Origin of the sequence: Pseudomonas brassicacearum, from assembly GCF_918698105.1 — a bacterium.
GTDB classification, from domain to species: Bacteria; Pseudomonadota; Gammaproteobacteria; order Pseudomonadales; family Pseudomonadaceae; genus Aquipseudomonas; species Aquipseudomonas brassicacearum_F.
The window spans coordinates 16,476-28,016 of record NZ_CAKKMI010000029.1 but is presented as its reverse complement, the minus strand read 5'-3'; the positions used below and the strand labels follow the sequence as shown (position 1 = coordinate 28,016).

At 62.6% G+C, this 11,541-nt stretch carries 9 protein-coding genes; 2 read left to right on the top strand and 7 right to left on the bottom strand.

Translation table 11 applies throughout. From position 1 onward, the window contains the following. Positions 1-67: 67 nt before the first annotated feature. The 7 genes from LQ215_RS13735 to LQ215_RS13705 form a co-directional block, all read right to left on the bottom strand. On the bottom strand, positions 68-1,078 hold the full coding sequence (locus tag LQ215_RS13735) for a Gfo/Idh/MocA family protein (RefSeq protein ID WP_230150515.1): 1,011 nt from the start codon (positions 1,076-1,078) through the stop codon (positions 68-70). A gap of 29 nt (positions 1,079-1,107) precedes the next feature. Then, a complete protein-coding gene (iolD, locus tag LQ215_RS13730; protein WP_230150513.1) occupies positions 1,108-3,039 on the bottom strand; it encodes a 3D-(3,5/4)-trihydroxycyclohexane-1,2-dione acylhydrolase (decyclizing) in 1,932 nt (643 codons plus the stop codon). Between the two features lie 151 nt (positions 3,040-3,190). After that, positions 3,191-4,012: a TIM barrel protein gene (locus LQ215_RS13725; RefSeq protein ID WP_230150512.1), complete on the bottom strand. Its 822-nt coding sequence runs from the start codon at positions 4,010-4,012 to the stop codon at positions 3,191-3,193. Positions 4,013-4,047: 35 nt separating this feature from the next. Further along, positions 4,048-5,550: a CoA-acylating methylmalonate-semialdehyde dehydrogenase gene (locus LQ215_RS13720; RefSeq protein WP_230150510.1), complete on the bottom strand. Its 1,503-nt coding sequence runs from the start codon at positions 5,548-5,550 to the stop codon at positions 4,048-4,050. Between the two features lie 29 nt (positions 5,551-5,579). Beyond that, a complete protein-coding gene (iolB, locus tag LQ215_RS13715) occupies positions 5,580-6,389 on the bottom strand; it encodes a 5-deoxy-glucuronate isomerase (RefSeq protein ID WP_013693594.1) in 810 nt (269 codons plus the stop codon). Beyond that, a complete protein-coding gene (gene iolE, locus LQ215_RS13710) occupies positions 6,386-7,279 on the bottom strand; it encodes a myo-inosose-2 dehydratase (protein ID WP_230150508.1) in 894 nt (297 codons plus the stop codon). Before iolE ends, iolB begins: the two co-directional genes overlap by 4 nt. A gap of 188 nt (positions 7,280-7,467) precedes the next feature. Beyond that, positions 7,468-9,405 carry a bifunctional 5-dehydro-2-deoxygluconokinase/5-dehydro-2-deoxyphosphogluconate aldolase gene (locus tag LQ215_RS13705; protein WP_230150506.1) on the bottom strand — a complete coding sequence of 646 codons (1,938 nt, stop codon included), beginning with the start codon at positions 9,403-9,405 and terminating at the stop codon, positions 7,468-7,470. A gap of 313 nt (positions 9,406-9,718) precedes the next feature. Here LQ215_RS13705 and LQ215_RS13700 point away from each other — a divergent pair, with 313 nt between their 5' ends. Together LQ215_RS13700 and LQ215_RS13695 are read left to right on the top strand one after the other, a co-directional pair. Next, a complete protein-coding gene (locus LQ215_RS13700; RefSeq protein WP_014337867.1) occupies positions 9,719-10,642 on the top strand; it encodes a MurR/RpiR family transcriptional regulator in 924 nt (307 codons plus the stop codon). 29 nt (positions 10,643-10,671) lie between these two features. Continuing rightward, positions 10,672-11,283 (top strand): glutathione S-transferase family protein, encoded by a 612-nt coding sequence (locus LQ215_RS13695; protein ID WP_230150504.1) that lies wholly within the window; start codon positions 10,672-10,674, stop codon positions 11,281-11,283. Positions 11,284-11,541: the final 258 nt, after the last annotated feature.

Sequence of the window (11,541 nt, the reverse complement as noted above, 5' to 3'; positions counted from 1 at the left end):
CTCCAGCATTGATGTCGACTGACCCACCGCCATCGCGAGCAGGCTCGCTCCCACAGGGGGAATGCATTTAACCGTAGAAACGCGGGCGCTCGGGCAATTCGACCTTGACGATCTGCCCACTCTCTTGCGCTTGGACACAGGCATCCGCCGCCACGGCAGCGGCAAAACCATCCCAGGCCGACGGCCCACCCACTTGCCCGGCGCGCACGCCGTCGATGAAGGCCTGCAATTCGACGTCGTACGCCGCGATGAAGCGGTCCTTCCAGTCCATCAGGATCGCATTCGACAGTTTCGCGCCACTGCGCAATTGCACCTGGGACGGCTCCGGCAGCTTGGCGATGCCGGTCTCCCCCACCACTTCGCACTGGATGTCGTAGCCGTATTGGCAGTTGACGAACACTTCGACGTCGATGCGCGTGCCCCGGGCGGTTTCCAGCAGGACGATCTGCGGGTCGCGCAGATGGGCCAGGGCCTTGCTGGTCTTGCGTGGGAACACCACCTGCACCGACACGTAGTCATCGGCCAGCAGCCAGCGCAACACATCCAGCTCATGGATCAAGGTGTCGGTGATCGCCATGTCAGTCTTGTAGTTTTCGCCCACGCTCGGGTTGCGGTGGGCGCAGTGCAGCATCAGCGGTTCGCCGATCTGGCCACTGTCGATCACCGCTTTCAGTGCCCGATAACCTTCATCGTACGGACGCATGAAACCGACCTGCACCAGGCGCTTGCCGTGGGCGATTTCGGCCTCGACGATCTTGCGGCAACCTGCGGCCGTGACCGCCAGGGGTTTTTCACAAAACACCGGCTTGCCCGCCGCAATCGCCGCCAGCACGAACGCTTCATGGCTCGGGCCCCAGGAGGTGACGAGGATCGCCTCCACTTCCGGCGCCTTGATCAAGGCGTGACCGTCGGGGTAGACCTCGGCGGTCAGCTTGAGATCGGCAACGACCTTGGCCGCTTGTTGCAAGTTGATGTCGGTCACCGCCACCACCTGGCTGTTGAGCAAGGTCTGGCTGCAACGACGGATATGGTCCTGGCCAATGGCCCCGGTGCCGATGACGCCCAGCTTCAAAGACATGAAAAACTCCTTTCGTAGGGTTGGGGCAATCAGTATTGACGGGCCTTGGCCAGTCGTTCGTTGAGGGTCTTGGCGACCGCATCGGTGCGGGCGCTGGTGGACACTTGCGCCACGCCGACCCGCCACCACGACAGGTATTTGTGGATCATGGTCTTGGGCAGGACCTTGATGTCGATCAGCGTCGAGACGCTCTGGCGCCGCGCATCGGCCAGGGCCGTGTGCAGTTCGTCGAGGGTCTTGACCTTGTAGGTCTTGCAGCCATAGGCCGCGGCACTCATGGCAAAATCCACCGGCACGAAACCGCCGTCGAGCTTGCCCGTCTCGGGGTTGCGAAAGCGGAACTCGGTGCCGAAGCTGTCCATGCCGTGTTCCATTTGCAGGTTGTTGATGCAACCGAAGGTCATGTTGTCCAGCAGCACCACATTGATCTTGCGACGTTCCTGGATTGAGGTCGCCAGCTCCGAGTGCAGCATCATGTAGGAGCCATCGCCCACCAACGCGTAGACCTCTTTGTCGGGCTCGGCGAGTTTCACCCCCAGCGCCGCATTCACCTCGTAGCCCATGCACGAATAACCGTACTCGACGTGATAGGTGTTCACGCCCTTGCTGCGCCAACTGCGCTGCAAGTCGCCGGGCAGGCTGCCAGCGGCGGCGACAATGATCGCGTCATCCGCCAGAGTCTGGTTGAGGGTGCCAAGTACGCGGCTTTGGGTCAGGCAAGAACCGGTGAGTTCGATGAATTCGCGAAACACCGCCGGGTCCATGTGGTCGTTGATTTCCGGGACAAAATCCTCGGCCTGGAAGTCCGCTTGATAGATCCGGTCCACTTCCGCGTCGAGCTGGGCCTTGGCATCGGCGATCTGCCCGCCCCATTCGGCGCGATAGTCGCCCATCGCGGCGGACAATGCCTCCAGCCCCGAACGGGCGTCCGCCAGCAGTTGCACGCCATCGAGTTTCAACGCATCGCACGGGCTGATGTTGAGATTGAGGAACTGCACCTCCGGGTGCTGGAACAACCATTTCGACGCGGTGGTGAAATCGCTGTAGCGCGTGCCAATACCGATGATCAGGTCGGCTTTCTTGGCCAGCAGGTTTGCCGCCAGGCAACCGGTTTCACCGATACCACCGACGTTAAGCGGGTGACTGGACACCACCGCGCTCTTGCCGGCCTGGGTCTCGGCGAACGGGATGTCGAAACGCTCGGCGAAGGCCTGCAACGCGGCGTTGGCACCGGCATAGCGCACGCCGCCACCGCAAATAATCAACGGCTGGCGCTTGCCCTTGAGCAGCGCCAGGGCATCGCCGAGCATCGCTTCGGTGGCCGGGCGACGCTCAATGCGATGAACCCGCTTTTGCAGGAAGTAATCCGGGTAATCGTAGGCTTCGGCCTGCACGTCCTGGGGCAAGGCCAGGGTCACCGCGCCGGTTTCGGCCGGGTCGGTCAGCACGCGCATCGCATGGATCGCCGCAGTCATCAATTGCTCTGGGCGGTTGATGCGGTCCCAGTATTTGCTCACGGCCTTGAAGGCATCGTTGGTGCTGATGCTCAGGTCGTGAAACTGCTCGATCTGCTGCAACACCGGGTCTGGCTGGCGACTGGCGTAGACATCGCCGGGCAACAGCAGCAATGGGATACGGTTGGCTGTCGCGGTAGCAGCGGCGGTCAGCATGTTCGCCGCGCCGGGGCCCACCGAGGAGCTGCAGGCGTAGATCTTGCGCCGCAGGTGCTGCTTGGCAAAACCGATGGCCGCGTGGGCCATGCCTTGCTCGTTACGGCCCTGATGGACCACCAGGTCGCCGCTGTCCTGCTCCAGCGCCTGGCCCAGGCCCAGCACGTTGCCGTGGCCGAAAATGGTAAAGACCCCGGCGACGAACTTGCTCTGGACGCCATCGACCTCGATGTACTGGTTATCGAGGAATTTCACCAGGGCCTGGGCCATGGTCAGTCGTGTTGTGGTCATGCTTGCACCTTTTCAAACGCAACTCGGTCAAGTGTGGGAGCGAGCTTGCTCGCGATAGCGGTGTGTCAGGCAGCTCAGATGTTGAGTGTGCCGCCGTCATCGCGAGCAAGCTCGCTCCCACAGGGGGTTCTCCAGCGTTCAGGGAATCGGGTCAGGCCTGTGGGTTCTGCAGATGGTTCATGCTCGCCCCCAACGCCTGGCGAATGTCGGCCAGGTCATGGACGCTCTCGGCGAACGGCTCGAAGGACAGGTAGCCCTCGTAGCCACCGGCCCGCAGCGCCTCGATCTGCAAGGCATTGCCGAGGATGTCGGCCGCGCCCACCAGCACCCGGTGGCCGTCACGGATCGTCGCCAGCGGCGCCTGGGCATCCTCGACGCCGGAGATGTGCACCAGCCCGGTCAGCTCGGGGAAGAACTCCTGTTCACCGGCCAAATGATGGTGAAAGGTGTCATGCACCAAGCGGAACACATCCAGCCCGCCGATGCTCTTGATCGCTTCCACCGCCGTGCCCTTGCGGCGCAGCGAGCACTCTTCGAAACCCAGGGGTTCAATGAACCCGTAGATGCCGAAGGCGCGCAGGATCGGCGCCAGTTCACTGAGGGCCGTACGCAGCCCCGCCGCGCGTTCAGCCTCGCTGCGCGGGTCGGCGCGGTCGTTGAGCGGGCACATCACCAGCCCCTCGGCGCCGCACTCACGGGCGTAATCGGCCAGCCGCACGGCCTGGGCACGGCGCTCTTCGTTCCACACGTCAAAGGGGTACAGGGCGTTGATCGACAGCACCTTGATGTCGCGCGCCTCGCACAACTCACGCACCCGGGCCGGCGGCATGCCGTCTTCGATCTCGACGCCCTCCAGATCGTTGCGGATCTCGATGGCATCGGTTTTCAACGCCAGGGCCAGGTCGATGAAAGCGGGCAGTGACAGGCGTGGCGCAACCATTCGGTTCAAGGCAAAACGCAGGGGCTTGTTCATTGTTGTTCTCCCTCCGGCAGTCATTCAAAAACGCGTTATTGAGCAGTCGGCATGCTGAATTCAGGCCCCTTGGCAATGCTGTCGGGCCAGCGTTGCATCACGCTTTTGTAGCGGCTGTAGAAACGCAGGCCTTCTTCGCCGTAGGCGTGGTGATCGCCGAACAGCGAACGCTTCCAACCGCCAAAGGAGTGCCAGGCCATGGGCACCGGAATCGGCACGTTGATACCCACCATGCCGACCTTGATGCTGCGGGCAAACGCCCGGGCAATGCCGCCGTCACGGGTGAAACAGGACACGCCGTTACCGAACTCATGGGCGTTGATCAGCGCCACCGCCGTGGCGAAATCCGGTACGCGAACGATCCCCAGCACCGGGCCGAAAATTTCCTGCTGGTAGATGCTCATCTGGGCGGTGACCTGGTCGAACAGCGTCGCGCCGACAAAGAAGCCCTGCTCGGCCCCAGGCACCTTGAAACCACGGCCATCGACGATCAGCCGAGCGCCCTCGGCCACGCCGGCATCGATGAAACCTTCGACCTTGGCCTTGTGCTCGGCGGTGACCAGCGGCCCCATGTCGATGCCGGGCTGCTGGCCGTTGCCGATCTTCAGTTGGTCTATGCGCGGCAACAGTCTGGCAATCAATTCATCGCCCACATCACCCACTGCCACGGCGATGGAAATCGCCATGCAGCGCTCACCGGCCGAGCCGTAGGCGGCGCCGATCAAGGCATCTGCCGCCTGGTCGAGGTCGGCATCGGGCATGACGATCATGTGATTCTTGGCCCCACCCAGGGCCTGCACACGTTTGCCGTGCGCCGTGCCTTGCTGGTGGATGTACTCGGCAATCGGCGTGGAGCCGACAAAGGAAATCGCTTCGATGTCCGGGTGCTGCAACAGTGCATCCACCGCCACCTTGTCGCCCTGGACCACGTTGAACACGCCGTCCGGCAAGCCGGCTTCGGTCAGCAAACGGGCCATCAGCAAACTGGCGGACGGGTCGCGCTCCGAAGGCTTGAGGATGAAGCAGTTGCCGGCGACCAGCGCCAGGGGAATCATCCACAACGGCACCATCACCGGGAAGTTGAACGGCGTGACCCCGGCGCAAACGCCCAAGGGTTGGCGTAGGTTCCAGTTGTCGATTCCGCCGCCGATGTTGTCGCTGAAATCGGTCTTGAGCAGGTTCGGCGCACCGCAGGCGTACTCGACGATCTCGATGCCGCGGGTGACTTCGCCGTGGGCGTCGGACAGCACCTTGCCGTGTTCACGGCTGATGATCTGCGCCAGCTCGTCGTGGTGCCGGTCCAGCAGCTCCTTGAACTTGAACATCACCCGCGAACGACGCAATGACGATTGCTCGGACCAGGCCGGGAACGCCGCCAGCGCCGAGGCCACCGCCGCGTCGACGGTACTTGGTTCAGCGAGGGCCACCCGGGCCTGCACCGCGCCGGTGGCCGGGTTGAAGACATTGCTGAACCGCGTGCTGTCGCGGTCCTGCACGTGACCGTTGAGGTAATGGCCGACTACCGGGGCGTCACTCATTGTTCTTGTTCTCCATGGGAATGTTGAAGTCAGAGGTCCAGCAGCCAGCTGTGCTGCGGATCGTTATGGAACTGCCAGACCCGCTTCGGGCCGGCCATGACGTTCAGGTAGTACGACTCGTACCCGTAGGGCACGCTGACCGGGTGATACCCCTTGGGCACCACCACCAGGTCGCTGTTCTCCACGGCCATGGCCTGGTCGATGCTGCGATCGTCGGTGTAGACGCGCTGGAACACGAAGCCTTGGGACGGGTTGACCTGGTGGTAATAGGTTTCCTCCAGGAAGCTCTGGTGCGGCAGGTCGTCGGTGTCGTGCTTGTGCGGCGGGTAGCTCGAGGAATGCCCCGACGGCGTGCGCACTTCCACCACCAGCAGCGAATGGGCCGGCTCGCTGTCGGGCAGGATGTCGCAGACATAACGGGTGTTGGCGCCTTTGCCGCGCACGCTGCGCTTCATGCTATCCGGCCGGATCAGCCGTGGGCCATGACTGTTCTGCGCAGCCCCCGGCGCGGCGCACACGGCAATCTGTACATCGCTCAACGCGGTGACCTGGGCCTGGCTGCCGGGCGGCAGGTAAGCGGCATAGGGTGACTTGTCCTCGAACACCGACTGGCGATCACCGAGGTTGTCCCAATCGAAGGCCCCCTGCCCCGGCGCTTCGCCCTTGAGGCTGATGCGCCCGCTGAGCAGCACCAGGCACAGTTCCTTGTCGCCGGCGGCCACCGGCAGGGTTTCGCCCAGGCTCAGGCGGTAGGCGGCGAACCCGACGTATTCCAACTCACCAGCCGGCAACTGGACCATGGTCCGGCCACTGGAATGGCTCTTGATCAACAGGCTCATGACGGACTCCTTTCTTGCAGCAAGGCACGCAGCGTGTCGTAGCCCTTCTTGGCGTAGGCATAACTCGGTGCTACGGCCGGGTCCTGCTCGGCTTCCACCACCAGCCAGCCTTGGTAATCGGCGGCCAGCAGCACGTCGAGCAACGCGGCGAAGTCGATGTCACCGTCCCCCGGCACGGTGAAGGTGCCGTTGATGATGCAGTCGGGGAAGCTCCACAGATTATTGCGCGCCAGTTGCACCACCGGTTTGCGCACGTCCTTGAAGTGCACATGGCAGACCCGCTCGATGTGTTTGCGCAGCACCTGCAACGGTTCGCCACCGCCCATGTAGCAGTGGCCCGAGTCGAACAGCAGGCCCACTTCGCTGCCGGTCAGGGCCATCAGCTTGTCGATGTCCGAGGGCGACTCAACGTAGGCGCCCATGTGGTGGTGATAGGCCAGGCGCACGCCTTGGGACAAGGTGAAGCGCGCCAGTTCGGTGAGCTTGTCGGCGTAGGCTTGCCAGGCTTGATCCGTGTGGAAACGCGGCCGCTCGACCAGCGCAATCCGCTGGCCCTGGATGGAATCGGCGACTTCCCCGTACACCAGCACCGTCGCGCCGTTCTGCGCCAGCAGCTCGACGTGGCTGGCGATGGCGTCGATTTCCTCAGCCGCCGAACGCCGGGCCAGGCGGCTGGAGTACCAACCCGAGACCAGCGCCAGGTCATAGGGCCGCAGCACATCGCCGACGCCCTTGGCGTCCTTGGGGAATTTGCCATTGAGTTCAAAACCTTCGTAACCGATGTCCTTGCCCTCGCTCAGCGCCGTGCTCAACGGCGTCTCGCCGCCCAACGATGGCAAGTCGTCGTTGCTCCAGGAAATCGGGTTGATGCCAATTCGAATAGCGGGCATGGCTGCACCTTTTATTGTTGTCTCTAATGTTCAACCGATCACCTGTGGCGAGGGAGCTTGCTCCCGCTCGGCTGCGAAGCAGTCGCAAAACCTATGGATGCCGTTTACCTGTCGAATCGGGGTGGCTGACTTGGGACTGCTTCGCAGTCCAGCGGGAGCAAGCTCCCTCGCCACAAAAGCCCTGTACATCAAGCACGGGCACTGCGCCACGCCTCGATCAACTCCACAAACCTGCCCTGCACCTGCCGGATCAGCGATTCGTCATCGATTTCCCCGGCCAGCCAGGCCCGGCTCGGTTCCTGGAAGATCGTGCGGCCCACGGCAAAACCGCGGCAGGTGGTGCTCTGGCTGGCCTGGCGGAAGCCTTCGGCGAGGGCGGCGGCCGGGGCGTTGAGGCCCAGCAGGACCACGCCACGGCAATACGGGTCGCGTTGCTGGATCAGCTCATCGAGCTGTTTCCACTCCTGCGCGCCCTGGGCTTCGATCTTCCACCACGCCGGATATATACCCAGGTTGTAGAGGCGCTTGAGGGCGCGATAGAGCACGTCCGGGTGCGGCGATGGATGATCCTTGGGCGGAATGACTTCCAGCAGCAATTCATGGCCGCTGACCTGGGACGCCTTGTACAACCCCATCAATTGCGCCTCCTGCTCCAGGCGCAGCAGTGGCTCGTCATCAGGGTGAAATTGCACCAGGCACTTGATGATCTGTTCCTGGGGCCAGGCGATCAGGTTGCTGCCAATGGAGCGCCCATGCTCGAACGCCAGCGGCCGCGAATTCTGTACCTCCACCGGCCGCGCCACCCACCAGCCACGTCCGGTGGCAGCGTTCAGCGAGTCCTGGCCGAAGCGCTGGTCGGCCAGCAGACCGACGTCGGCCTCGACGCCTTGGCGTTGCAGGTCGGCTTCGACCCGCTCCACCGCCTGGATGAACAATTGCTTGAGTTCGCCGATGCTGCTCAGGTCGCGGCCGCCCTTCTGGGCCAGCTCCACCAGTTGCCAGCGATGGTCGAACGCAAAGATGAACAGTTGTTTCCAGGTCTTGCGGGGCACGCTGACCTGGTGCAGCCGCTGCAGCACGGCGTCCTGGTCCGGGCGGGTAATCGGCACCGGGCTCTGGAATAGATAGTCGAGCTCGGCCCGGGTCGGCATCGCCGGGGCACAGGCATGGCGCGACACCACCAGGCCGCCGCAGGCATTGGCCAACTGACAGCAGCGCTCATCGCTGGCGTCCTCCAGCCAACCGGCGAGGAACCCCGACATGAATGCATCACCGGCGCCCAGTACATTCAAGACCTCGACCCGGACACCTGGGTAAAGGGCGCCATCTTCAAGGCGGGCCGGGATGGCGCCATGAATCACCGTGCAACCTTGCGGGCCAAGCTTGACCACCAGGGTCGCCGCCGTCAGCGAGCGCACGGTGCGCAAGGCGCCCAGCAGGTCTTCGCTGCCGCCGGCGATGAGGAATTCTTCTTCAGTGCCAACGATGAGGTCGAAACGCGGCAGGATGCCTTGCACATGCTGGCTGACCTTCTGGTCGGCCACAAAACGGGTTTGCCCATCGGCCTTGCCCGCCAAGCCCCAGAGCACCGGCCGATAATCGATGTCCAACACGCATTTGACGTTGTGCTTCTGTGCGTAATCCAGCGCCTGGATACTGGCCTTGTAGACGCCATCGGTAGAGAAATGGGTGCCGGTGATCAGCAGCGCCTTGCTGAAGGCAATGAAGCTTTCGTCGATGTCTTCGGCGCGCAACGCCATGTCGGCGCAGTTTTCCCGGTAGAACACCAGGGGAAAGGTTTCCCGGTCCTTGATACCCAGCAGGACCATGGCCGTCAGGCGCTCGGGATCGACCTTGATGCCGCTGACGTCGCAACCCTCGCGCGCCAAGGACTCCACCAGGAAGCGGCCCATGTGGTCGTCCCCTACCCGGCTCAGCATCGCCGACTTGAGCCCCAATCGCGCCGTGCCGAAAGCGATATTGGCAGAGGAACCGCCCAGGTACTTGGCGAAGCTCGAAACATCTTCCAGGCGCGCGCCGACTTGCTGCGCGTAAAGGTCGACACCCAGGCGTCCCAGGCAGATCACATCCAATTGACGCCCACTGGCAAAACGAGTCTGGCCCATGCTGGCTCCTGTTATTTTTATCAGCCTGCGCTTGGCGCCGACACCGGTGCCAACGCTGTTGGTGGATGCAGACTAAAACGAGCAGCGCGCAACAATCAATAATTATTCTATAAATTTTTTATGTGGAATATTTTTTCCAATACACCAAGACCAGAGCGAGCCAGCCGCAGTGCATCGTTTCAGCAGATGCTGCAACATTTGTCCGCCCATGATTTTCCCTGCGCCTACGCTGTAGACTGCGACCAGCCAACCTATTGTCGAGGGCCGACCTGTTTTCGGGCCGCCCTAAAAGAACAAGCCAGAAGGATTTTCTATGACCCGCCCCGATGATCTGCCGGCGCCGTCCGAGAGCGCGTCCGAACCCGCCCTCTCGAGCCCACCGATCAATGCCGAGCGCCTGTTGCAACTGATCACCGATGAGTACGAAAGCCTGCCGCGCCAGCTCAAACGCATCGCCAGCTACATGAGCCAGCAGAGCGACCGGATCATGGTCGACCGCATCAGCGACATCGCCCGGGAATGCGAAGTGCACCCCTCGGCCATCGTCAGGTTTTCCCAGCGCTTTGGCTTCAGCGGGTTCAGCGAAATGCAGGCGTTGTTCCGCGAGGCCTACACCCACAAGACCACCCCGGTGCAGAACTACCAGCAGCGCATCCGCAGCATGATCGCCAACAAGTCGCAGAAGGCCAGCGGCGGCGACCTGGCCCGCGAGTGCGTCAACGCGACCCTGTCGGGCATCGAGCGCCTGGGGTTGGAGCTGGACGACCAGGCGTTCGAAAAGGCCGTGGACCTGGTGGTCAACGCCGACAACATCTACGTGGTCGGTGTGCGCCGTTCGTTCGCGGTCGCCGATTACCTGGTCTACAACCTGCAACACACCAATAAACGCATTCACCTGGTGTCCGGCCTGGGGGGCAGTTACCGCGAGCAGATGCGCAGCGTGCGCGCCAACGACCTTGTCATCGCCATCAGCTTCACGCCCTACGGCAAGGAAACCCAGCACTGCCTGCGCATTGCCCAGCATCACCAGGCCAAGACCCTGATCATCACCGACAGCAACCTGTCGCCCCTGGCCAAACGGGCCAACGCGGTGTTGCTGGTCAACGAAGGCAGTTCGTTCGCCTTCCGTTCGCTGAGTGCCACGTTGTGCCTGTGCCAGGCGTTGTTCATCGCCGTGGCGTACCGACTGGAACTCAAGGTCGATGAAATCCATGAACAGGTCGGGTTCGAGGATTAACACCCGCAAGATTTTCTAAAGGAGAAGTGATGAAACTGATCGGCATGCTGGACTCGCCCTATGTGCGACGCGTCGCCATTTCCGCCAAGTGCCTGGGGGTTGCCCTGGAGCACGAGTCCGTTTCGGTGTTCAGGCATTTCGAACAATTCCAGCGCATCAACCCGGTGGTCAAGGCCCCGACCCTGGTGCTGGACGATGGCACCGTGCTGATGGACTCCACATTGATCATCGACTACCTGGAGGCCTTGGCGGCACCGGGGAAAAGCTTGATGCCGGCCGACCTTGGGCAACGCCTGCGCTCACTGCGCCTGATTGGCTTGGCCCTGGCGGCGTGCGAGAAATCGGTGCAGATCTACTACGAGCGCAACCTGCGGCCAACGGAGATCCAGCACGCGCCCTGGGTTGAACGCGTGGAAGGCCAACTGGCAGCGGCCTATGGAATGCTGGAGCAGGAGCTGGGGAAACAGCCGTTGGGCACCGACGGTTCGATTGACCAAGCCGGCATCACCGTAGCAGTGGCCTGGAGCTTCACCAACCTGGTGGTGCCGGACCAGGTGCAGGGCAAGGCTTTCCCGTTGATCAGCGCATTCACCGCCTATGCCGAAGGGTTGGAGGCGTTTGTCGGTACGCCGATGGAATAACGGTCGAGTGGGGTTTCTGTGGGAGCGAGCCTGCTCGCGATAGCGGTGTACCAGTCAACATTGCTGCTGGCTGAGCTGACGCTTCGCGAGCAAGCTCGCTCCCACAGTTTGTTCCTGGGTGACTGCGGGATAGGCACTCACCACAAATCCCTTGTGGGAGCGAGCTTGCTCGCGATAGCGGTGTATCAGTGAACATTGATGCCGGCTGACCTGACGTTTTCGCGAGCAGGCTCGCTCCCATAGTTTGTTCCTGGGTGA